The 21820-nt window shown below is 71.7% G+C and carries 19 protein-coding genes and 1 tRNA gene; 8 read left to right on the top strand and 12 right to left on the bottom strand.

Features of this window, described 5'->3' with window-relative positions:
• The first annotated feature begins 284 nt into the window (after window positions 1–284).
• On the top strand, window positions 285–1613 hold the full coding sequence (locus tag ACFV88_RS02410) for a serine hydrolase domain-containing protein (protein WP_385485071.1): 1329 nt from the start codon (window positions 285–287) through the stop codon (window positions 1611–1613).
• A 104-nt stretch (window positions 1614–1717) separates the two neighbouring features.
• Here the strand turns inward: ACFV88_RS02410 and ACFV88_RS02405 are convergent, their stop codons facing one another.
• Both ACFV88_RS02405 and ACFV88_RS02400 read right to left on the bottom strand, forming a co-directional pair.
• Window positions 1718–2266, bottom strand: coding sequence for an RNA 2'-phosphotransferase (locus tag ACFV88_RS02405; protein ID WP_385485069.1), 549 nt, complete (start codon window positions 2264–2266; stop codon window positions 1718–1720).
• A 566-nt stretch (window positions 2267–2832) separates the two neighbouring features.
• Window positions 2833–4644: an SDR family oxidoreductase gene (locus ACFV88_RS02400; protein WP_385485067.1), complete on the bottom strand. Its 1812-nt coding sequence runs from the start codon at window positions 4642–4644 to the stop codon at window positions 2833–2835.
• A gap of 323 nt (window positions 4645–4967) precedes the next feature.
• Between ACFV88_RS02400 and ACFV88_RS02395 the strand changes: the two genes are divergently transcribed.
• The 6 genes from ACFV88_RS02395 (at window position 4968) to ACFV88_RS02370 (ending at window position 9182) form a co-directional block, all read left to right on the top strand.
• Window positions 4968–5972, top strand: coding sequence for an ABC transporter ATP-binding protein (locus ACFV88_RS02395; protein WP_385485065.1), 1005 nt, complete (start codon window positions 4968–4970; stop codon window positions 5970–5972).
• The gene (locus ACFV88_RS02390) at window positions 5962–6861 is read left to right on the top strand and encodes an ABC transporter permease (protein WP_385485063.1); all 900 of its coding nucleotides are present in this window, start codon (window positions 5962–5964) and stop codon (window positions 6859–6861) included. The genes ACFV88_RS02395 and ACFV88_RS02390 overlap by 11 nt, the downstream gene beginning before the upstream one ends.
• Window positions 6858–7769 (top strand): ABC transporter ATP-binding protein, encoded by a 912-nt coding sequence (locus ACFV88_RS02385; protein ID WP_385485061.1) that lies wholly within the window; start codon window positions 6858–6860, stop codon window positions 7767–7769. Before ACFV88_RS02390 ends, ACFV88_RS02385 begins: the two co-directional genes overlap by 4 nt.
• 10 nt (window positions 7770–7779) lie before the next feature.
• On the top strand, window positions 7780–8499 hold the full coding sequence (locus tag ACFV88_RS02380) for an ABC transporter permease (RefSeq protein ID WP_385485059.1): 720 nt from the start codon (window positions 7780–7782) through the stop codon (window positions 8497–8499).
• Window positions 8500–8615: 116 nt separating this feature from the next.
• Entirely contained in the window at window positions 8616–8861 is a 246-nt protein-coding gene (locus ACFV88_RS02375) for a hypothetical protein (RefSeq protein ID WP_385485057.1), read from the top strand.
• A 237-nt stretch (window positions 8862–9098) separates the two neighbouring features.
• Window positions 9099–9182 (top strand) — tRNA-Ser (locus tag ACFV88_RS02370).
• A 47-nt stretch (window positions 9183–9229) separates the two neighbouring features.
• Here the strand turns inward: ACFV88_RS02370 and ACFV88_RS02365 are convergent.
• The 9 genes from ACFV88_RS02365 to ACFV88_RS02325 form a co-directional block, all read right to left on the bottom strand.
• Entirely contained in the window at window positions 9230–10045 is an 816-nt protein-coding gene (locus ACFV88_RS02365) for an HAD family hydrolase (RefSeq protein ID WP_385485195.1), read from the bottom strand.
• Between the two features lie 182 nt (window positions 10046–10227).
• The gene (gene serS, locus ACFV88_RS02360) at window positions 10228–11511 is read right to left on the bottom strand and encodes a serine--tRNA ligase (protein WP_385485055.1); all 1284 of its coding nucleotides are present in this window, start codon (window positions 11509–11511) and stop codon (window positions 10228–10230) included.
• A gap of 777 nt (window positions 11512–12288) precedes the next feature.
• Window positions 12289–13224 (bottom strand): prephenate dehydratase, encoded by a 936-nt coding sequence (gene pheA / locus ACFV88_RS02355; RefSeq protein ID WP_385485053.1) that lies wholly within the window; start codon window positions 13222–13224, stop codon window positions 12289–12291.
• Between the two features lie 190 nt (window positions 13225–13414).
• Entirely contained in the window at window positions 13415–14779 is a 1365-nt protein-coding gene (gene efeB, locus ACFV88_RS02350) for an iron uptake transporter deferrochelatase/peroxidase subunit (RefSeq protein ID WP_385485051.1), read from the bottom strand.
• A gap of 3 nt (window positions 14780–14782) precedes the next feature.
• Window positions 14783–16813: a copper resistance CopC/CopD family protein gene (locus ACFV88_RS02345; protein ID WP_385485049.1), complete on the bottom strand. Its 2031-nt coding sequence runs from the start codon at window positions 16811–16813 to the stop codon at window positions 14783–14785.
• Window positions 16814–16827: 14 nt separating this feature from the next.
• Window positions 16828–17319, bottom strand: coding sequence for a copper chaperone PCu(A)C (locus ACFV88_RS02340; RefSeq protein ID WP_385485193.1), 492 nt, complete (start codon window positions 17317–17319; stop codon window positions 16828–16830).
• Between the two features lie 68 nt (window positions 17320–17387).
• A complete protein-coding gene (locus ACFV88_RS02335) occupies window positions 17388–18047 on the bottom strand; it encodes an SCO family protein (protein WP_385485048.1) in 660 nt (219 codons plus the stop codon).
• A 130-nt stretch (window positions 18048–18177) separates the two neighbouring features.
• On the bottom strand, window positions 18178–18972 hold the full coding sequence (locus tag ACFV88_RS02330) for a YcnI family protein (protein ID WP_385485046.1): 795 nt from the start codon (window positions 18970–18972) through the stop codon (window positions 18178–18180).
• Between the two features lie 420 nt (window positions 18973–19392).
• Window positions 19393–20202, bottom strand: coding sequence for a hypothetical protein (locus ACFV88_RS02325; protein WP_385485045.1), 810 nt, complete (start codon window positions 20200–20202; stop codon window positions 19393–19395).
• Between the two features lie 281 nt (window positions 20203–20483).
• On the opposite strand from ACFV88_RS02325, the gene ACFV88_RS02320 reads away from it, so the two are divergent.
• Window positions 20484–20996 carry an ATP-binding protein gene (locus ACFV88_RS02320; RefSeq protein WP_385485044.1) on the top strand — a complete coding sequence of 171 codons (513 nt, stop codon included), beginning with the start codon at window positions 20484–20486 and terminating at the stop codon, window positions 20994–20996.
• 31 nt (window positions 20997–21027) lie between these two features.
• On the opposite strand, the gene ACFV88_RS02315 is transcribed toward ACFV88_RS02320, so the two are convergent.
• Window positions 21028–21729 carry a hypothetical protein gene (locus tag ACFV88_RS02315; protein ID WP_385485043.1) on the bottom strand — a complete coding sequence of 234 codons (702 nt, stop codon included), beginning with the start codon at window positions 21727–21729 and terminating at the stop codon, window positions 21028–21030.
• Window positions 21730–21820 lie beyond the last annotated feature (91 nt).

The following is a 21820-nucleotide window of genomic DNA, read 5'->3' as shown; positions in this document are numbered from 1 at the left end:
TTCCGGCCGTCTTCCGCAGCATTCGCGCCGCTCGTGGGGGCGCACTGGGAGGGGCTCCGGGCGGGTACGGGCCATGCGGCTACGGCCGACCGGCGGGGTCCTCGCGGTGAGGTGACGTTCCTTCAGCGGTGTACATCACGCCACGCGCCGGCTTGTGTTCCGGCCTCGCACCGTGGCCCGTACAGCAGCATGGCCCCCGGGGACCGGGGCGCCGATGATCACGCTGCGCACCGGCTCTCCGCAGGTACACGCAGGAGCAGGAACGGGACAGGAAGCGGGGAAACATGACGCATCGACGCAGGACCGCGGGCGCCGTCGCGCTGGGATCGGCACTGTTGACGCTGGGCGCGGGAGTGCCCGCGCACGCGACGCCGGACGGCGCGGGCGGGCAGGACGTCGCCGTGAGCAGCCCGGCCGCACAGCACCCCGACGGGCGGGCCGCCGGGGCGACGGCCGCCGTCGCCCCGGACACCGCGGCGCTGCGCGCGGTGCTCCAGAAGGCGTTGTCCCAGGGTGCGCCGGGGGCGATGGCGCGGATCGACGACGACGGCACCACGTACCGCGTCACCGAAGGGCTCGCGGACCGGGAGGCCCCGCGCAACCTGAGCACCGCCGACCGTTTCCGCGTCGGCAGCGTGTCGAAGACCTTCACGACCGTGGTCGTCATGCAGTTGGTCGCCGAGGGGAAGCTGGACCTCGACACCTCCGTCAACCACTACCTCCCCGGTCTGCTGCCGAACGACGGCATCACCGTGCGCCACGTCCTCAGCCACCGCACCGGGCTGTGGGACTACACCAACGACATGTTCCAGCAGACCGTCCCCGGGTTCGAGGCGGTGCGCAACCGCGTCTACACGAACCAGGAACTCATCGACCTGTCGCTCACCCGACCCCCGTCCGCCGTGCCGGGCGCCGCGTACTCGTACTCGAACACCAACTTCGTCGTTGCCGGGATGCTGGCGGAGAAGGCCACCGGGACCTCGATCGGGCAGGCGTACCGGACCCGGATCATCGCGCCGCTCGGGCTGAAGAACACCACGTACGTGCACCCCGAGACGGCGATCCCCAGGCGACACGCGCGCGGGTACCTGACGCAGGACCAGGCCGGTGCCCCGCTGGTGGACTCGACCCGCCAGACCGCCTCCTGGGCGCAGGCCGCGGGCGCGGTGATCTCCAACCCGGGTGACCTCAACCGCTTCTTCTCGGCGCTGTTGGGCGGACGGCTGGTCCCGGCCGACGAACTGGCCGAGATGCAGCGGTGGGCACCCACCAATGCGGCGGGCACCCAGTTCTACGGGCTCGGGCTGCGCCGCCGTGACCTGTCGTGCGGGGTCTCCGTCTACGGGCACACCGGCACCGTGCAGGGCTACTACACCTACGCGTTCACGTCGCGGGACGGGAAGCGGAGCGTCAGCGCGCTCGCCAACACGTCCAACAACGGGACCGTGCTGACGACGATGGCGGGCACGCTGGAGGCGACGTTCTGTCCGGCGGGGACGGGCGCGGGGGCCGCCGGTGCACCGGGTGCGGCGTCCGAGCGCGCCGGCGCTGAGGTCGGTGCCGATGCGGGTCCCGTGTACGAGGACGTGGCGCCCGGGATCGCCCGGCGCTGATCACTCCCCGGGGCAAGGGGGCGGGTGGTCCGGTACGCACCGGGCCGCCCGTGGCGCTGGAACGGAGCAGGTGGTGGGGCCCACCGGGTGGCGGACGGTGGTGGTCACCGGGGTTCGGGGAAGTTCAGGTACGCCGGGGGGACGGAGCGCGTCAGCCACACCCCGTTGGCGCTGACGCGGAACTCGTGGCCGGTGCGGTGGAGGTCGCCCGCTCGGACGGTGAGCACTACGGGGCGTCCGCGTCGGGCGCCGACCCGGGTCGCGGTCTCCCGGTCGGGGGAGAGGTGTACGTCGTGCCGGGCCATCGGGCGGAGCCCCTCGACGCGGATCGCCGGCAGGTGCGCGGCGACCGTGCCGTGGTAGAGGTACGCGGGCGGGGTTTCGGGGACGAGCCCGAGGTCCACGGTCACGGTGTGGCCCTGGTTCGCCCGGATGCGGTCGCCCTCCACGGAGAACCGGCGCTTGTCGTTGACGGCGACGACGTGGTCGAGTTCGGCGCGGTCGATCGGGAAGCCGTGTGCCGCGGTGGCGGCGAGAAGGGTGTCTACCTCGACCCACCCACCGGGATCGAGGGTCAGCCCGAGGCGTTCGGGGCGGTGCCGCAGATGCTTCGAGAGGTACTTCGACACCTTCACGGTGCGTCTGTCATCCATCGCCACAGCGTGCCCGGGGCCGCGGATTTCCGCACATGAATTTGGGTCCGGAGGTTTGATCCACAGTCAAGTGTGGTTATCCACAGGTGATTTGGTGATTCTGTGGATAACTTCCTTGAGTTTCATGGTCATTTGGGTAAGTCTCCATGTTTTTAGCGTGCTTGGCGAGGAGTGCTCTAAATATCGCTTGTGGAAGTGTGGTTCAGATGGCGGTGTGGGGTGCTCTGCTTGCGAGTGCATTGCATGGCGCCCTGCTGGTAGGGGTGATGGAGTTTCCTTTGCAGACGACTGATGGTCTGTGGCGTGCCGGGCGTGCGGCATGGCTGGGATGGCAACCTGTAGGTCGGGTTGCTGAGTTCGCGGTTCGGGGCCGAGGGTTCGGCCGCGTGGAGTTGGCCATGGGGAGGCGTTCCGGTGTGTTGCCGGAGAGGGTGGTGGGTGGCTGCTGTGCGGGTGTGAACTGCGCTTGTGTCGTGGCGCTCTGAACGGTGAGGGTGACAATCAGAGTGTGTATGGCGGCATTTGGGTAGGCCGTGGTGCAATCAGGGCCTATGTAGGGAGTGTTGTCAGCGGTGGGGTGAGGGTCTGGAACCGATGCGGGCGGCGGTGCGCAGGACGCCCGGGGCGAGGCGGGACAGCAGTCGGGCCGCTCGGGCCTCGGGTGTCACCGGGACCACGGCACGGTTGTGGACCACCGCGCGCAGCACCGCGTCGGCGACCTTCTCCGGTGGGTAGTTGCGCAGCCGGTACATCCGGGTGGCCTGCGCCTGGCGTTGCCGCTGCTCCTCCGGTCCCGCACCGGCGAACCGGGTCGTGCCGGTGATGTTGGTGCGGATGACGCCGGGGCAGACGGCCGAGACCCCGATGCCCCCGCCTGCCAGCTCCGCCCGCAGGCATTCGCTGAGCATCAGCACCGCGGCCTTGGTCGTGCTGTACGCGGGCAGGGACCGGGACGGCAGGTACGCCGCGGCCGAGGCGATGTTGACGATGTGGCCGCCCTGCCCGCGGTCGGCCATCTGTGCCCCGAAGAGTCGACAGCCGTGGATGACGCCCCACAGGTTCACGTCGAGGACGCGCCGCCACTCCTCGGGGGTGGTGTCGAGGAAGCGGCCCGACAGGCCGACCCCCGCGTTGTTGACCAGCACGTCCAGCACACCGTGCTCGGCGGCCACCTTCACGGCGAGCCCCTCCATGGCCGATCGGTCGGCGACGTCGACGGTTTCGCTCCAGGCGTCCTGCGCACCGACCTCGCGGGCCGTCCGCGCGGTGCGGACCGCCGCTTCGGCGTCGCGGTCGACGGCGATGACCCGTGCCCCCGCCCCGGCGAACGCCAGGGCGGTGGCCCGTCCGATGCCGCTGCCCGCCCCCGTGACGAGGACCAGGTGCCCGGCGAACCGGTCGTGGTAGCGGTTGGCACCCGTGCGTGGCACGGGTCGGGGGTTCTCGGTGGTGGCGACCCCGCTGGTGGCAGGACCCTTCTCGTGCAGGGTCACGAAGTCCGCGATCCAGGTCGCCAGCAGGTCAGGGCGGGTCCGCGGCGCCCAGTGGCCGGTGTCGACCGTGCGGCGGGTCAGGTCGGGCACCCACTGTTCCAGGTCGTCGTAGAGACTGGGCGACAGGTACGCGTCCCGCAGGGGAACGACGAGTTGCACGGGCGCGTGCGCGTGGGCGTCGGCCCGTGGGGACCGGGTCCGGGAGCGGACGTTGTCCCGGTAGAGCCAGGCGCCGTGGGCTCCGTCCGAGGGGGCGGAAGGGGTCGGGTAGTCGCCGGGCGGCACCTTCTCGGCGCGTGCGAGGAACGCCGGCCACCGTCTGCCGACGGGGCCGTGCCACACCCGTTCCGGAAGCCCCGGGACGCGCAGCGCGGTCACGTACCAGGACTTGGCGGCCTGCCCGAGCAGCTGGGCGAGCCGCCGGGGGGTGGGGCGGGCGGCCCGGCGCTTCAGCCAGTGACCGAGGTGGTCGAGGGACGGGCCGGACACCGAGGTGAAGGACGCGATCCGTCCTTCGGCGCGGACGGCCGTGACGAACTCCCAGGACTGCACCGAGCCCCAGTCGTGCCCCACCAGGTGCACTGGGCTGCCCGGGCTGACGGCGTCCACGACGGCGAGGAAGTCGTCGGTCAGCTTCTCCAGCGTGAATCCGCCGCGCAGCGGCCGTGGCGCCGTCGAACCGCCGTGCCCCCGCACGTCGTAGAGGACCACGTGGCAACCGTGGCGGTCCGCGAGCCGTGCGGCCACCTCGGACCACACCTCCTTGGAGTCGGGGTACCCGTGCACCAACACGACCGTGGGCCGGGCGGGATCGCCCAGCTCCGCCACGCACAACTCCACGCCCCCGGTCGTCACCCGACGCTCGCGCGCTCCCCGCAGACCCATCGCTCGTCCCCTCGCCCTTCGCCCTCGGTTCGCCGTCGCACGGACGGGACCGCCGTCGTCGCGTCACCGTCCGTCACCCAAAGGCGCACTTCGTGTTCGGAACGTGACGCTTCCGAATGTGACCCCCGCCCGGCGATCACGTCAAGGGCCCTTCCGTCCGCCTGTGGATAACCCGTTCGTCCCGTACTCCGGCGTAGCCCCCCGGACGGCGGGGAGGTCTGGCACTTGAGGGGGACCCTTACGGGGCCGTAATACTGGAGTCTGAGATGAGGTCGGCACCGTGGTCTGACGACCACTGTGGTCCGCGCCACTACCTTCGAATCGTGACTGTGATCGCGACCGAAAGCCTGAGCAAGCGGTTCCCGCGGGTGACCGCTCTCGACCGGCTCTCCATGGACATCGGCCCCGGGGTGACCGGGCTCGTCGGTGCCAACGGGGCCGGCAAGTCCACGCTCATCAAAATCCTGCTGGGCCTGTCCCCCGCCACCGAGGGACGGGCCGCCGTGCTCGGGCTCGACGTCGCCACCGAGGGCCCCGCCATCCGCGAGCGCGTGGGCTACATGCCGGAACACGACTGCCTGCCGCCCGACGTCTCGGCCACCGAGTTCGTCGTCCACATGGCGCGGATGTCCGGCCTGCCGCCCACTGCCGCGCGCGAGCGCACCGCGGACACCCTGCGCCACGTCGGTCTGTACGAGGAGCGCTACCGCCCCATCGGCGGGTACTCCACGGGCATGAAACAGCGGGTCAAGCTGGCCCAGGCCCTGGTGCACGACCCGCAGCTGGTGTTCCTCGACGAGCCGACGAACGGCCTCGACCCGGTGGGTCGGGACGAGATGCTCGGCCTCATCCGCCGCGTCCACACCGACTTCGGCATCTCGGTGCTCGTCACCTCCCACCTCCTCGGCGAGTTGGAACGCACCTGCGACCACGTCGTCGTGGTGGACGGCGGCAAGCTGCTCCGGTCCAGTTCCACCACCGACTTCACCCAGCACACCGCGACCCTCGCCATCGAGGTCACCGACACCGACGAGCACCCGGACGGCACCGGGGCACTGCGCGGGGCACTGTCCGCCCGGGGCGTCACCACTGACACGGGCGGCGGACTTCCGGGCGCCGGACGCATCGTGCTCCTCACCGCCGAGGGCGAGGGCACCTACGACCTCGTCCGTGACGTGGTCGCCGACCTCGGCATCGGCCTGATCCGCATGGAGCAGCGCCGGCACCACATCGCCGAGGTCTTCCAGGACGAGCCCGGCACCGACAGCGCAGATCCGGTCACCCCCACCGGCCAGGAGCGGAAGGAGACGGTCCGCCATGGCGACTGAACAGTCCACAGCCGGTGCCCAGACCCAGATCCACAACATCGGGTACCGCAACTACGACGGGCCCCGGCTCGGCCGGTCCTACGCCCGCCGCTCGCTCTTCTCCCAGACGTTGCGCGGCTCCTACGGACTCGGCAGGTCCGCCAAGTCCAAGGTCCTGCCCATGCTGCTGTTTGCCGTGATGTGCGCCCCGGCGCTGATCATGGTGGCGGTCGCCGTGGCGACCAAGGCGAAGGACCTCCCCCTGGAGTACACGCGCTACGCGGTCGTCCTCCAGGCCGTCATCGCCCTGTACCTCGCTTCCCAGGCACCGCAGGCCGTCTCCCGCGACCTGCGCTTCAAGACGGTGCCCCTGTACTTCTCGCGCCCCATCGAGCACGTCGACTACGTCCTCGCCAAGTTCGCCGCGATGGCGTCCGCCCTGCTCATCCTGACCGGCGGGCCGCTGCTGATCCTCTACATCGGCGCACTGCTCGCCAAACTCGACTTCGCCGACCAGACCGAGGGGTTCCTCCAGGGCATGGTGTCCGTGGCCGTCCTATCGCTGCTGTTCGCCGGCATCGGCCTGGTGATATCCGCAGTCACCCCGCGCCGGGGCTTCGGTATCGCCGCCGTGATCGCCGTGCTGACCATTTCCTACGGCGCCGTCTCCACCGTGCAGGCCATCGCCTATGAGCAGGACAACGCCGAGGCCGTCACCTGGATCGGCCTCTTCTCCCCGGCCACCCTGATGGACGGGCTGAGCACCGCGTTCCTCGGTGCCACCTCCGCCTTCCCCGGCAACAAGGGACCGTCCGCCGCCGAGGGAGTCGTCTACCTGCTCGTCATCCTGGCCGTCATCGTGGGCTCCTACGCCCTGATGGCCCGTCGCTACCGGAAGGTCGGGCTGTGACCACCATCGAGATCGACCACGCCTCCCGCTGGTTCGGCAACGTGGTCGCCGTCAACGACATCACCATGAGCATCGGCCCGGGCGTCACCGGGCTGCTCGGTCCCAACGGCGCCGGGAAGTCCACCCTCATCAACATGATGGGCGGCTTCCTCGCCCCCTCCAACGGCACCGTCACCCTCGACGGCCAGGGCATCTGGCGCAACGAGAAGATCTACCAGCACATCGGCATCGTCCCCGAACGCGAGGCGATGTACGACTTCCTCACCGGACGCGAGTTCGTCGTCGCCAACGCCGAACTCCACGGCCTCGGCGACCGGGAGGCCCAGGAGGCCCTCGCCACCGTGGCGATGGAGTACGCGCAGGACCGCAAGATCTCCACGTACAGCAAGGGCATGCGCCAGCGGGTGAAGATGGCGTCCGCGCTGGTCCACCAGCCGTCGGTGCTGCTCCTCGACGAGCCGTTCAACGGCATGGACCCGCGTCAGCGCATGCACCTCATGGACCTGCTGCGCCGCATGGGGGAAGAGGGCCGCACCGTCCTGTTCTCCTCGCACATCCTGGAGGAGGTCGAGCAACTCGCCTCGCACATCGAGGTGATCGTCGCGGGACGGCACGCGGCGAGCGGCGACTTCCGCCGCATCCGCCGTCTGATGACCGACCGACCCCACCTCTACACCGTCCGTTCCAGCGACGACCGGGCGCTCGCCGCCGCGCTGATAGCCGACCCGTCCACCGCGGGCATCGAGGTCGACGTCAAGGAGGGCGTCCTGCGCATCCAGGCCGTCGACTTCGGACGCTTCACCGAACTGCTGCCCAAGGTGGCCCGGGCCCACGGCATCCGGCTGCTCACGGTCTCCCCGTCCGACGAATCTCTTGAGTCCGTGTTCTCTTACCTGGTCGCGGCGTAGGAGGCCCACGATGTACGACCCCACTGTCGCCCGACTCACCTACCGGGCCCTGCTCGGCCGCCGTCGCGCCCTCATCCTCTTCGCCCTGCCCGCGCTGCTCATCGCGCTCGCCGTGGCCGTCCGCAGTTTCACCGGCGCGGACGACCAGGTCGCCTCCGACGTGCTCGGCGGCTTCGCGCTCGCCACGATGGTCCCGATCATCGGCGTCATCGCCGGTACGGGTGCGATCGCCCCCGAGATCGACGACGGCTCCGTCGTCTACCTCCTCGCCAAGCCGATCAAGCGGCCGACGATCATCTTCACCAAGCTGATCGTCGCCGTGGCGGTGACCATGGCGTTCTCCGCCGTGCCCACGCTGATCGCGGGATACATCCTCAACGGCAACGGCCAGCAGATAGCCGTCGCCTACACCGTCGCCGCGCTCGTCGGCTCCATCGCCTACGCCGCCCTGTTCCTGCTGCTCGGCACCATCACCCGGCACGCCGTGGTCTTCGGTCTGGTGTACGCACTGGTGTGGGAGGCGGTGTTCGGCACGCTCGTCGCAGGGGCGCGCACGCTCAGTGTCCAGCAGTGGTCGCTGGCCGTGGCGCACGAGGTCGCGGGCAACGACCTCGTCACCTCGGACGTGAGCCTCACCTTCGCCACCGTGTTGCTGGTCGGGGTCACCGTCCTCGCGACCCTGTACGCGGGGCAGAAGCTGCGCACGCTGAAGCTGGCCGGGGAGGAGTGAGTCCGGGCCCGGTCCATCTGATCGTCCGGCCGTCTTGACGGTGCCTTCACCCTCCTCCGGGAACCCTGGGGGAGGGGCGGCCCGTTGGTACGGGACGGCCCGAGGAAGGAGCCACGATGGCAGGGGAACCTACGCCGCGGGGTGGTACCCCGGAGGGGGACGACCGCGACGACTGGGACGCCGTTGAGTTCGACGAGGCGTTCGTCCGGGCCGCGGAGGCCCAGGAGCCGTCCGCACGGGCGCGGATGCTGGCCGAGAAGTGGCGCGGGCAGGCGCCCGACCCGCAGCCGTGGCGTTCGGACGAGCCGCCCGCCGGGTGGTTCTGGTCCAAGGCGCGGCGCCGGAAGTGGCGCAAGCGCTGAGCCGCGGGCTAATTCGGTGGCGGCCAACTACCCGGTGCGGGACATTGGTTGTGTGCCGCCGGGTGGTCCGGCGCTGACGACCGGGGAGGAGCGCGACGTGTGCCTGAGTACGTCCCGTTCCCCGCAGGGCGACGGGCGGAGCGCAACACCGGAGTAGTCACTCCGTGGAGTCCGCTCCGTACGGGGAGTTGCCCGGGGCGACCGCTTCGAGCGCGCGAAAGCGCGGGTCGCCCTCCCGGAGGATTGGCCGAGTGGGAAGGCACCGGCTTGCTAAGCCGTGGTCGGGTTGTGCCCGCGCGCGTTCGAATCGCGCATCCTCCGCAAAACAGTTCGGCGCCGTGACCGACGGGACGGCGCCCGGCGGACCGTCAAGCACCCGTGAAGGCGTTCGTCCCACCGGCGGTGAGGAGGCGCTCCAGGACGTGGGCGATGCCGTCGTCGTCGTTGGCCGTGGTGACCTCGTCGGCGATCGCGCGCAGGTCCTCGTGGGCGTTGCCCATGGCGACCCCGTACCCGGCCCAGCCGAACATGGGCAGGTCGTTGGGCATGTCGCCGAAGGCGATGGTCTCCGCGGGCTTGACGCCGAGTCGGCGCGCGGCGATCGACAGACCCGTCGCCTTGGTGAGGCCCAGCGGCAGGATCTCCACTATCCCCGGACCCGCCATGACCACCCCGACCAGCGCGCCCGCAGCGGCCCGCGCGGCCTCGGCGAGTTCGTCGTCGCCGAGTCCGGGGCGCTGGATGTAGATCTTGTTCAGCGGCTCGGCCCACGCCTCGGCCCGGTCGGTGAAGGGGACGTACGGCAGCGGTCCGGCGTCGCTGGTGGCGTAGCCGGGCTCGACGATCACGTTCCCGTCCAGTCCGTCCCGGCTGACGGCCAGCGCCAGCGTCCCCACCTCGGACTCGATCTTCTCCAGGGCGAGCCGGGCGGTCCCGCGGTCCAGCGTCACGGAGGTCAGCAGCCGCCCGGAACCCGCGTCGTACACCTGCGCTCCCTGGGCGCACACCGCGAGTCCCTCGTACCCGAGGGTGTCGAGGATGTGCCGGGTCCAGGGCACTGCACGGCCGGTGACGACGATGTGCGCGGCCCCGGCGGCGGTGCTCGCCGCGAGGGCCTCACGGGTGCGCTCGGAGATGGTGTCGTCGCTCCGCAGCAGCGTGCCGTCGAGGTCCGTGGCGACCAGCCGGTAGGGGAACGCACCGGGCTCGGCGCCCCGCCGGGCGCCCGGCGCGCCGGGCGACGGCTCCCCGGCGGGGGAGGGCACGGAAACGGGACGGGCGGGCTGCTCGGCGGGGGTCGACGCGGGGTTCACGTGCTGATCGGCTCCAAGCTGAGTTCGGGGGCGGGCGCCGACGCGCGGGTGCCCTACTTCGGTTCGAGGACCTCGCGGCCACCGAGGTACGGGCGCAGTACCCGGGGCACCACCACGGAGCCGTCGGCCTGCTGGTGATTCTCCAGGATCGCCACGATCGTCCGCGGTACCGCGCACAGCGTGCCGTTCAGCGTCGCCAGCGGCTGGAGCACCTTCTTGCCGCCCGCGGTGTCCCGCATCCGCACGGACAGCCGTCGGGCCTGGAAGCTGTTGCAGTTCGAGGCGGACGTCAGCTCGCGGTACTTGCCCTGGGTGGGGATCCACGCCTCGCAGTCGAACTTGCGCGAGGCCGAGGCGCCGAGGTCGCCACTGGCCACGTCGATCACCTGGAAGGGCAGTTCGAGGCCCGAGAGCCACTGCTTCTCCCAGTCCAGCAGTCGCTGGTGTTCGGCCTCGGCGTCCTCGGGCGCGACGTAGGAGAACATCTCGACCTTGTCGAACTGGTGCACCCGGAAGATGCCCCGGGTGTCCTTGCCGTACGTGCCGGCCTCGCGGCGGAAGCAGGGCGAGAAACCGGCGTAGCGCAGCGGGAGGCTGTCGGCGTCGAGGATCTCGTCCATGTGGTACGCGGCGAGCGGGACCTCGGAGGTGCCGACGAGGTAGTAGTCGTCCTTCTCCAGGTGGTACACGTTCTCGGACGCCTGGCCGAGGAATCCGGTGCCTTCCATGGCGCGCGGGCGGACCAGCGCGGGGGTGAGCATCGGGATGAACCCGGCGTCGGTGGCCTGGGCGATCGCCGCGTTGACGAGGGCGAGCTCCAGCAGGGCGCCGACGCCGGTGAGGTAGTAGAAGCGCGAGCCGGAGACCTTGGCGCCGCGTTCGACGTCGATGGCGCCGAGGGCCTCGCCCAGCTCCAGGTGGTCCTTGGGCTCGAAGCCCTCGGCCGCGAAGTCGCGGATGGTGCCGTGGGTCTCCAGGACGACGAAGTCCTCCTCGCCGCCCACCGGGACGTCGGGGTGCACCAGGTTGCCGAGCTTGAGGGAGAGCCGCTTGGTCTCCTCCTCGGCCTCGTCCTGCGCGGCGTTCGCGGCCTTGACGGCGGCGGCCAGCTCGCCGGCCTTCTTGAGGAGTTCCTGCTTCTCGTCCCCGGTGGCCTTGGGGATCAGCTTGCCGAGCGCCTTCTGCTCGGAGCGCAGCTCGTCGAAACGGAGCCCGGAGGACCTGCGCCGCTCGTCTGCGGAGAGCACGGCGTCGACGAGGTCGACGTCCTCTCCACGGGCGCGCTGCGAGGCGCGGACACGGTCGGGGTCCTCACGGAGCTGGCGAAGGTCAATCACCCCTCAAGGCTACCGGTGCCCGCTTCCGGCCCACGACTGCGTTTTGCGCGCTGTGAGCAATATCCTAATTGTCGGATTGTTAAGCCGGTGGGGAATGGCGGTCCGATGAAAATGGGCGGGGTGCGCCGGTGCTGACGAGTGGGTCGGGGGGTGGCGAAATCAGGGGCGTTTAGCGGACGTGAACCTGTTTCGCGGGGTGCGTGGTCATCCTTCGTGCGGTGACCGTCGGGGGGTGCGGTGGTGGTGGCCGCGGGGGTGCGGGTGGGCTGGGGCGAGGCGTGCCGGAGGGGCGCAGTGCTTCGTACCCGGCGTCCACAAATCGTGCCTGTTCCTTCGGGACGGTGAGGTGCGGGGCCGCTGGTTGACCCCGTTTCCCGTGGGCGGAAGGGGAGTTGGTGACGGTGGCGGGTGGCTGTTGTCCACAGGGAGGGAGTGCCGGGAAGGTTATCCACAGGCTGTGTGAGAGATCTGTGGATGACGGAGCTGATCATTCCAGCGACTGCACCCATAGCGAGGAAACCTTGGAGGAAACCACTCTCCCGCTCACTTTCGAGTGAATTGCCTTCACTCTCACGGGTTGATCAAGGGAAGTCATGGATGGGGTGTGACGTGCAGTTCTGTGGACGGGGCCAATCGGCCTAGCTGATTTGTCGATGCCCGTGGGCGCGCTTGTCGACTTGTCCCCAGGATGCACGGGGGGCTGTGGATAACTTTTCCCGAAGGAACCCCGCCGAGTGGTGGACGGGTGAGGGGAACGTGCGACTACCCGATCAGTGGCTAGAAACGCCCGTCCAGGGACCACGAAAGCCAGTCCGAAGCCTCCGAGAACTCCTGGTCGGAGGTGCCGGGCCGGACGGGCGTCACCTCGTCGGGGGACACGCCCGCCCGGGGGTACGAGCCGAGGAAACGGACCTGCGGGCAGGTGCGTTTCAGCCCCATCAGGGCCTCGCCCACCCGCCGATCGGTGATGTGACCCTCGGCATCGATGGAGAAGCAGTAGTTGCCGATGCCCTGGCCGGTCGGTCGGGACTCGATGCGCATCAGGTTGACGCCCCGGATCGCGAACTCCTGGAGCAGGGCGAGCAGCGCGCCTGGGTGGTCGTCGCCCAGCCAGGCAACCACGGACGTCTTGTCCGCCCCGGTCGGCGCGGCCGGTCGCGCGGGGCGGCCCACCAGGACGAACCGGGTCTCGGCGTTCGCCGCGTCGTGGATGTCCGTGACCAGGGCCTCCAGCCCGTACGTCACCGCCGCGAACTCCCCCGCGAAGGCCGCGTCGAACCGCCCTTCCTGGACGAGCCGCGCCCCGTCCGCGTTCGACGCCGCCGACTCCCACACGGCATCGGGCAGATGGGCGGCTAGCCAGTTGCGGACCTGGGGCTGGGCGACCGGATGACCGGTCACGGTCTTGATCCCGGACAGCTGGGTACCCGGCCTGACCAGCAGCGCGAAGGCGATCGGGAGGACCACCTCGCGGTAGATCATCAGCGGTCCGCCCCTGGCCAGCTCGTCCAGGGTCGCGGTGACTCCGCCCTCGACCGAGTTCTCGATCGGGACCAGTGCCCCCGCCGCGTTGCCGACCCGCACCGCGTCCAACGCGGCGGGCACCGAAACCATCGGGATCAGCTCCCGCGTGGCGGCTTCCGGAAGCGTACGGAGGGCGGCCTCGGTGAAGGTTCCCTCGGGGCCCAGATAGGTGTAGCGCGTGGCCGACATACGGTCACCCTAGTGGGCTCATGGGCGGTCGCCCCGCGTTTGCTCCGCACGGTCGAGGTCCTCCCCGTGGCTCTGCGATGCCCCGTGGTCCAGTGCGCCCGACACTCTCGCCCCCAGAGGTGCCCCGCGGTCTCCGCTGTGCGGGGCCGGGGCCGGGGGCCCCGGCTCGGGCGCGGTCACGGCCCGGCGCTCAGCCCTCCAGCAGCGGCTGGCCCACGTAACCGCCCCGCTCCGCGCCGCCCGGCACGGCGAACAGTCCACTCGACTCGTGCCGGATGAACCGCGACAGCGCATCCCCCCGGTCCAGCTTGCGCTGCACCGGGACGAAACCGCGGGCGGGATCGGCCTGCCAACAGACGAACAGCAGCCCCGCGTCCGGGGCGCCCTTCGCGTCGTACCCGTCGTGGTAGGAGAACGGGCGGCGCAGCATCGCCGCGCCCCCGTTCTCGTCGGGACGGCTGATCCGGGCGTGCGCATCCAGCGGGATCACCAAGGAACCGTCCGGGCCCAGCTTCTCCAGATCGGGCTCCGTGGTCTCCTCGCCCCCGGTCAACGGGGCGCCGTCCGACTTGTGGCGCCCGATCACCGCCTCCTGCTCCTTGACGGGCAGGTCCTCCCAGGAGTCCAACAGCATCCGGATGCGGCGGACCACTGCGTAGGAGCCGCCCGCCATCCACTCCGGTGAGCCGCCGCCCGGGACCTCGGCCGTACTGGTGCCGCTCGGCTCGTCGGGGACGAAGAGCCGCTGGGCGAAGTCCGGATCGGACGGCTTCGGGTTGCGCGTACCGTCGACCTGGCCCATCAGGTTGCGGGCGGTCATCGGCCGGGCGGTCGCGCCCGGGGAACGGTTGAACCCGTTCATCTGCCAACGCACCCGGGCCGCGTCGCCCGCCTGCTTCTGGATCGCGCGCAGGGCGTGGAAGGCGACGAGTCCGTCGTTCGCCCCGATCTGCACCCATAGATCACCGTTGCTGCGTGCCTTGTCGAGGCGGTCCGAGGAGAAGTCCGGCAGGGGATCGAGCGCCACGGGACGCTGCTTCTCCAGTCCCGTCCGGGTGAAGAAGCTGTGCCCGAGACCGAAGGTGACCGTCAGCAGCGAAGGGCCGGCGTCCCGGGCGACCCCCGTGTCCTCGTCGCGGTCCTCACCCGCCATCAGCCGTGCGGCCGTGACCGACCAGCGGCGCAGTAGGGCGCTCGCCTCCCTGCGACCCGCCCCCCGCGCCAGGTCGAAGGCGATGAGATGACCGTGGGTCTGCATCGCGGTGGTGATCCCGGGCTGATGTTTCCCGTGAAACATTGCCGTGTCCGCGCCGACCGAGGACAGCGGGGTGGCTCCCGGGCTGCCCGAGTCGGCGAGGGCGTAGCCGGAGGCGGCGCCCACCGCGCCGAGTGCGAGGCCGGTGGCCCCGGCCGTGCCGAGCAGACGGCGGCGGGTGACGCCGGGCCCGCCGGTGGCCGGGGGGCCCGAGACCTGAGGCCCGTCCTTAGGTACCTGCGGCCCGGACCGCGGCCCGTTCTTCGGCGTGGGAGGGGTGGTTCGGGTGGGGTCTGCCATGGTTCAGCCGATCTTCACGTTCTTCTTCACCGTGACCTGGTCGATGTCCGAGGTCCGCACCGTCACGGCGATCTCCCACTCGCCCGCGACCGGGAGCTGCACTCCGCTGGCACTCCAGTGTGCGGTGGCGATGCGGTCCGGTGCGACGGCCAGCGGACCGATGTCCTTCTCCTTCAGGGTGAAGGCGACCTTGATCTCGGGGACGTCGTAGCCGCTCCCGTTGGGCCGCTCCACATAGACGTGCAGGCCGTTGCTGCCGATGGACCCGGGGGCCAGGTCGACCGTCACGAGGCCCTTGCCCTCGGCGCTGCCGGTGTCGAACGGCAGCTCCACGCTCAGCGGTCCCGACCTCGCGGCGCCGCTGGTGCTGGCGCGTTCCGCCGACTCCTGGGTGCGCGCCGGCTCGGTCGTGGTGAGCACGGTGGTCACCGCGAGCAGCACCACCGCGACGGAGGTCTCGGCGAGGACCGAGCGGCGCAGGCCCGAGCGGGCGGGGTCGGCGTCACGGGCCCGCTTCACCCGTGCGGTGGCCACGGCGGTGCGCTGGCGGGCGAGCTGGGCGGCCCGCTCGGTACCGGGCGCGTCGGTGTCCGTCGGGTCTGTGCTCGTCGGGTCGGTGTCCGCCGGGTCAGTGCTCGCAGGGTCCGGTGCGGTGCGGACGGTGCCGTCGTCGGCGGCCGGAGCGTCCGTCCCGGCGGTGTCCTCGGCGCCCTGGGCGTTCTCGGTGGTCGTCCCGGCGGGGTGGTTCGACAGGCGTGCGGTCCAGCGGCGGGAGAACCAGGCCGCGCCGAGCACCACGGCGACCAGTCCCACCTTCAGCAGGAGCAGCCGGCCGTAGTCCGTACCGGTCAGGCCCGACCAACTGCCGACCTGCCGCCAGGACTGGTAGAGCCCGGTCGCGGCGAGGACGACCACGCTGCCGAAGGCGAGCGCGGAGAACCGGCGCACCGCGACGGCGTCGATCGAGGGCGCCCGGTACAGGGCGGTCACCAGGGTGACGAGTCCGCCGAGCCAAGCGGCGACGGCCAGCAGGTGCACCACGTCGAGGGGCATGGCCAGCCCGGTCTGGATACCGGTCGAGGCGTGTTCGGACAGGGCCCAGGTCGCGGCGATACCGGCGGCGACCACGACCCCGCCGACCCCGAGGCCGAACGTGAGGTCGCGTTCGGCGACCCCGACGTCCCGGGCCCCGTCCCCGTCCCCGGGTCCTTCCTCGCGCTCGTCCTCGCCGGGGGCGGCGTCGCGATCCGCCACCGTCCGGGCGTACACGCCGAACAGCACGGCGATGAACAGCGCGGCGGCGGCGAGCAGCAGCAGCCGGGAGACGAGAGCGGCGCCCGTCTTCGTCGGGAGGACCTCGCCGAGGAGCTTCAGGTCGAAGAGGTCACCGGGGCTGCCGGAGGTGAGGTACGCGCCGCGGGTCCCCAGCAGCCACAGGGTCGCCGCGACGAGTGCGAGCCAGCCGCCGACGACGACCCGCTGGACGGACCGCACGGCCGAGCCGCGCGGCCAGCAGGCGAGGACGAAGACCGCGCCGCCGACCATGAGCACGTACCCCGCGTAGGACACGTAGCGGCCGATGTCGTACAGGGTGCCGACGACGCCGCCGCCCGCCGTCTGGTCCGGCACCGCCACGGACGTCTTGGACGGCGCCCCCACCGAGAAGGTGAAGGCCCCGGCGACGGGGTGGCTGTCGGCCGAGACCACCTGGTACGTCACCGTGAACGTGCCGTTGGGCAGGCCCGGCTTGAGCTTCACGGAGTACGAGGTGGCGCCGACCTCCGAGGTGGGCCCGGTGTCGGCGCGGTCGCCCCGGGGGTCGAGCACACGCAGGGAGTCGTCGGCCAGGGCCACGTTCTCGGAGAAGGTGACCGAGACCTGTTCGGGGGCCGTGTCGACCACCGATCCCCGCTCCGGGTCGCTGCCGGTCAGCGCGGCGTGCGCGGAGGCCGGAGCGGCGCCGGTCACCAGTGTCCCGGTGACGAACAGGAACAGCAGGAGCACGGTTCTCAGACGGGGAGCGACGGTCTGCACGGGCGGGCCTTCCCTCAGTGGTGGTCAGCGTCGGACGGGTGCGAGGACGGCGCGGACTTCCCGTTCGCCGGGTTGTACGTGGCCTCGCGGACGGGCACCTCCAGGGTGATGACCCCCGCCTTCTCGAAACGCAGCTTCAGCGTGACCCGGTCGCCCTGCTCGGGCTTGCGGGTCAGCTCCTCGAACATGAGGTGGTTGCCGCCGCGGGCGAACTCCAGCGTGCCGTCGGCCGGCACGGTGAAGGAGGACTTCTCCTTCATCCGGCCGTTGGCCGTGCTGTGCAGGGTGACCGTCTCGGCGAGGTCGGTGGTGACCGAGGTGAGCCGGTCGGCGCCGCCGGAGTTGCTGACCACGAAGTACCCGGAGGCGAGGTCGGCGGTGGGGGGTGCGGGTATGTACGCGCCCTCCACGGACAGCCGCGGTTCGCCCTCGTCGGCGGTGTCGCCGCCGCAGCCGGTGAGGAGCAGCCCGGTGGTGAGGGCCGCGGCCAGGGCCGTCGCCCGCACGGGGCGGACCGCGCGGCGTACCGCGCCGGGGACGGCGCCGGGGACGGCGCTGCGGATCGCGGGGCGGGTCACGGGGCCTCACCCTTGATCAGCTTCGGCAGGTCCTTGGCGTACTCGTCGATGGTGGTGGTTTCGCCGTTGTAGAGGACGTACCCCTTGTCGGTCTTCGGCGAGAAGGCGACGACCTGCTTGCCGTGCATCGACTCGACCTTGCCCTTGGCGTTCTTCTTGGGCGGTTCGATGGCGATGCCGAGCTGGCGGGCCCCGGCCTGGATGGTGTCGAAGTCGCCGGTCAGTCCGATGAAGGCGGGGTCCTGGGCCTTGAGCCACTTGCCGAGGGAAGCCGGGGTGTCCCGCTCGGGGTCGGTGGTCACCAGGACGACCTGGAGTTCGTCCTGGTCGGCCTTCGGGAGCTGCTTCTTGGCCTGGGCGAGGTTGCCCATGGTCAGCGGGCAGACGTCGGGGCAGTTGGTGTAGCCGAAGTAGATCAGGGTCGGCTTGCCCTGGGTCTTCGCCCGCAGGTCGAAGGACTTCCCGTGGGTGTCGGTGAGGACGAAGTCGGGCTTGGTGAAGGGCGAGTCGAGGACGGTGCCGGCCTGGCGCTTCGTGTCGACGGCCACCTTGTCGGTGACGGCGGCGTCGGAGTCGCCGTCACTGCTGCCGCACGCGGTGAGGGTGAGGGCGGCGGTGAGGGTCAGGGCGGAGGCGATGAGGGTCTTGGTACGCATGGGGCAATTCTCCAGAAGGGCGACGGGCGGCCGTCGGTCGGACCGGTCGTCCGGCCGACGGGCCGTGTCGCCCCGGGCGTCGGGGTGCGGACCGGCGCGGTGGCGCCGGCCCGCGACGGGTGGGCGGAGGTCAGCTCTTGGTGCCGCTGCCGGCCGCCCGGCGGCCGGCGAGCACGCCGAAGGCCACTCCGGCCGCGCCGACGGCGATGCCGGCGATGCCGAGCACCCGGGCCGTGGTGTCGCTGTCGTGGGACGAGGACGCGGTGTCCTTCGCCCCGTCCTCGTGGCCGTGGCCGGCGTCCTTCTCGCCCTTCTCGGCCTTGGCCTCCTTCTCCTCGGAGCCTTCGGCGTCCTTGGCGTCCCCGCCGGTGCCGCCGTGGTGGCCTTCCTCGGCGGCGCTCAGGGCCAGCACGGGCGCCGGGTACTGCGGCTCCTCGCCGCCCTCGGTGGGCGCCTCGATCCAGCGGACGACCTCCTTGTTGGAGTAGGTCTGCAGGGCCTTGAAGACCAACTGGTCACTGTTCTCGGGCAGCTGACCCACGGAGACCGGGAAGCGCTGGAAGAAGCCCGGCTCGACGCCCTTGCCCTCGGCGGTCCAGGTGACCTTGGTGACGGCCTCGGTGATCTTGTTGCCGTGGACCTCGATCGGCTTGTCGAGCTTGCTCTTGGTGACCTTGGCCTTCCAGCCGGGCACGGGCTGCGGCAGCACGGAGGCCAGGGGGTGCTCGGTGGGGAAGGTGATCTCCAGCTTGGTGGTCGAGGCGTCGTCGCGCTCGTTCGGCACCTTGAAGCCGATCGTCGCGTAGCCACCCTTGGCGGCCTCGCCGTCGGGCTGCACGCTGACGTGCGCGAACGCGGGCGACGACAGCACGAACACGGCGGTCGCGGAGGTGGCGGCGGTCAGCAGCACACGGGACTTCTTCATCGCGGAAGCACTCCAGTTGCCGTGGCGGTCCACGGCGGTTCGGTGGTACGGGCGTGGGACTGGCAGGGAGAACGGCGGCCGTGCCATCGGGCCCGCCCGGGAAGACGCGGGAAGGCGCGTGGGGGTGGCACGCGACGGCGGATCGGTCGGCACCGGGTCGCGCCCGACGCACCGGGACCCGGGAACGCATCCGGTGGGGATGCGGGCGCGGTGACGTCCGTCCGCGGCACGCGGGGCGTGCGGGTGCGGGTGCGGGCGGGCGCCGGCGCGCCGACACGGCGTGGGTCCGCGCGGCGGAGCGCGGCGCGGTGGACGTGTCGGGGTCGGGTCGGTGCGGGGGAACGGGTCGGTGCCGGGATCGGCGTCCGTTGCCGTTCGGCGACGGTCAGCGCGGTGCCCGGGAGCCGCCGGTGAGCGCGGCTACGCGGGAGATGCGCCGAAGGCCACGGTGAACGGCGGCCCCCGCCGGATCACCGTGTGGTGCAGCGGCCCGGTCCGCGGGCAGGGCACTCGGGACCGGTCGACGACCGTGGTCCGGGGGCCGTTCGCCGGCGCCCCGGTGAGCCCCGCGAGCTGGGCCCGGACGAAGGCGAGGGCGGCGCGCAGCGCACGGATCAGTGCGCCTTCGGCGACGCCCTGCACGGAGAGCCGGACGAGCCGGACCAGTGCGAGGTCGCCCCGCCGCAGCAGCCAGCCGGCCGCGGCGGCCGACAGGACGTGCCCGAGGAGCATCGGCAGGGTGGGCAGCAGGGCCCAGAGCCCGGCTGACCCGGCCGCGTCGAGGGAGTGCTGCCCCTGGCCGAGGGCCGTACCGGGGAGCGCCGCGGACGCGTCGAGGATGCGCTGGGCCTGCACCGGGTCGATGGCCGAGGCGCCGGCCCCGCAGACGAGTTGGGCGGCCTGGGCGATCAGCCAGGAATCGGACGACGCCGCGCTCGCGGTGCCCGCCCCGGTGTGTTGGCCGATGCCGAAGACGGTGTGCAGGACGAGCTGACCGAAGCCGAGCAGTGCGGCGATCCCGGCCAGCGACCGGGCCCGTCCGGCGAGCGGCACGGCCACCACGAACACCCCGAGGAACCCCGCGAGCACCGTCCACAGCGGAACAGCCTGGTACGAGGCGAGCACATGACCGACTGCGGACAGCACGACGCAGACCGCGGCGAACACCGCGGCCCGCAGCAGCCGGAGGTCTCTCCCGGCGCGTTCCTCGCACGGGTGGGGGGCAGTCATGGCCGGGTCATCATCGCACTGGGCGGCGGAGCGCGGTGCGGCAGGTCGGTCCCCGGCGGTCCGATCCGGGACGGGCGCCCCCGCCGCCGTACGGCCGACCGGCCGGTGGCCGCCGGGGCGGGTGCCGAAGGGGCCGCGGTATCCGCTGGTGGCGCCTGGTGCACGGGCGCCCGGTCCGGCGCGTCGGCCGTATGGGCGGCATCACGTCGACGCCGCGATTGCGGTCACTCCCCGATGGCAATACGTAACGGTATGTCGAACCGCAGCCGGGAGCCCGGAGCATGAGCATCTCGTGGTCTGTCCACTTGCGGTGCGACGCGGCGAGTGTCCCGCTGGCACGGCGTCTGCTCCAGCGGACGATGGAGACGGCGGGGGTGGACCCGGAGGTCTGCTACGAGGTGTCGGTCGCCCTCAGCGAGGCCTGTGCCAACGCGGTGGAGCACGGGGGCGCTCCGCATCCCGGTGGCGCCCCGGGTGCGTACCGGGTGTCGGCCTACCTGGACGGGGAGATGTGTCGGATCGAGGTCGCCGACTCGGGCCCCGGTTTCCCGGTGGCGCACCGGCGCGGACCCCGTCCCGTGCCCGCCGGGCACCCCGTCGCCGCGGTGAGCGGGTCCGCCGGGTCCGCCGGGTCCGCCGGGGACGACGCCGAGCACGGGCGGGGGCTGTTGCTCATCCGGGAGTTGGCCGACGACGTCCACTTCACCAACCGGCCGGGCCGCGGGGGCGCGGTCGTCAGCTTCGACAAGGCCCTCAAGTGGCGAGCGGACGCCGCCCCGCTGGCGATCGCCTGACCCCGCGCGGCACCTCGGGGGCCGTGGGGTCCTACAACACCGTGTTCAGCCGCAGCGGGTCGGGCAGTACGCGGTGGTAGCGCCGGAGCAGGGGCGCCTTCACCCCGGCGGTGACCGTGCAGCCCAGTTCGGTCACGGCGCCGGCCCCCGACCGGACGACCAGGCTCAGCGGGTAACTGCCGGTGAGTTCCGTCGCCTCGGTGCGCCGGAACTCCCAGGCCGGTGCGGAGCCTCCGAGGTCCAGGGCCTGGAGGAGGGGCCGGTTGCGGGTGAACGTGACGGTGCGGCCCACCTCGCCGAGGGACGCGTCGGCGCCGAGCAGGGAGAGTTGCGGGCCGATCCGGCGCACCCGTTGGACCTGCACCGCGTCGGTGAGCCGCACCGGGTCCATCGAGTGGGCGACGGGCTGCGGGGCGAACGCGGTGGACGACAGGGTCAGGCCGAGGTGCGCGAACTCCAGCCGGGGGCCACGGGGTTCGGGCGCGAAGGTGAGCGACAGCCGAACCAGGTAGTGGTCGTACAGGGCGGCCTGGTCCTCGGCGTAGCGGGCCAGGTCGGGGTCGGCGGCGAGTTCGTCGGGCGTCAGCCGCAGCGCGTGCGGTCCGCCGAGCCGGACCCGTCCGGCGAGCGGCGGGTCCGCGGGGTCGCCCTCGGCGGGGACGTCCCGCAGGGCGTCCGCGGGGGTCAGGACCAGGTCCTGTTCGACGAGTTGCGGGTCGGTCAGCTCGATCATCGGCCGTCTCCCGGACGCGGGGCACGGCCGCGGAGGTGGGTCCGGCCCCGGTGGTGAGCCCCGTTCGCGTTCCCCCGCGGGTGCCCGTGGC

It is taken from the genome of Streptomyces sp. NPDC059816 (assembly GCF_042732055.1).
Taxonomy (GTDB): domain Bacteria; phylum Actinomycetota; class Actinomycetes; order Streptomycetales; family Streptomycetaceae; genus Streptomyces.
This window is presented reverse-complemented; position numbering and strand designations above follow the sequence as displayed.

What these genes read in the sequence shown, in the direction of transcription:
- ACFV88_RS02410 (WP_385485071.1), top strand. Translation starts at nt 285, where the DNA reads ATGACGCATCGACGCAGGACCGCGGGCGCCGTCGCGCTGGGATCGGCA.
- ACFV88_RS02405 (WP_385485069.1), bottom strand. Translation starts at nt 2,266, where the DNA reads ATGGATGACAGACGCACCGTGAAGGTGTCGAAGTACCTCTCGAAGCAT.
- ACFV88_RS02400 (WP_385485067.1), bottom strand. Translation starts at nt 4,644, where the DNA reads ATGGGTCTGCGGGGAGCGCGCGAGCGTCGGGTGACGACCGGGGGCGTG.
- ACFV88_RS02390 (WP_385485063.1), top strand. Translation starts at nt 5,962, where the DNA reads ATGGCGACTGAACAGTCCACAGCCGGTGCCCAGACCCAGATCCACAAC.
- ACFV88_RS02380 (WP_385485059.1), top strand. Translation starts at nt 7,780, where the DNA reads ATGTACGACCCCACTGTCGCCCGACTCACCTACCGGGCCCTGCTCGGC.
- ACFV88_RS02375 (WP_385485057.1), top strand. Translation starts at nt 8,616, where the DNA reads ATGGCAGGGGAACCTACGCCGCGGGGTGGTACCCCGGAGGGGGACGAC.
- pheA (WP_385485053.1), bottom strand. Translation starts at nt 13,224, where the DNA reads ATGTCGGCCACGCGCTACACCTATCTGGGCCCCGAGGGAACCTTCACC.
- efeB (WP_385485051.1), bottom strand. Translation starts at nt 14,779, where the DNA reads ATGGCAGACCCCACCCGAACCACCCCTCCCACGCCGAAGAACGGGCCG.
- ACFV88_RS02335 (WP_385485048.1), bottom strand. Translation starts at nt 18,047, where the DNA reads ATGCGTACCAAGACCCTCATCGCCTCCGCCCTGACCCTCACCGCCGCC.
- ACFV88_RS02330 (WP_385485046.1), bottom strand. Translation starts at nt 18,972, where the DNA reads ATGAAGAAGTCCCGTGTGCTGCTGACCGCCGCCACCTCCGCGACCGCC.
- ACFV88_RS02325 (WP_385485045.1), bottom strand. Translation starts at nt 20,202, where the DNA reads ATGACTGCCCCCCACCCGTGCGAGGAACGCGCCGGGAGAGACCTCCGG.
- ACFV88_RS02320 (WP_385485044.1), top strand. Translation starts at nt 20,484, where the DNA reads ATGAGCATCTCGTGGTCTGTCCACTTGCGGTGCGACGCGGCGAGTGTC.
- ACFV88_RS02315 (WP_385485043.1), bottom strand. Translation starts at nt 21,729, where the DNA reads ATGATCGAGCTGACCGACCCGCAACTCGTCGAACAGGACCTGGTCCTG.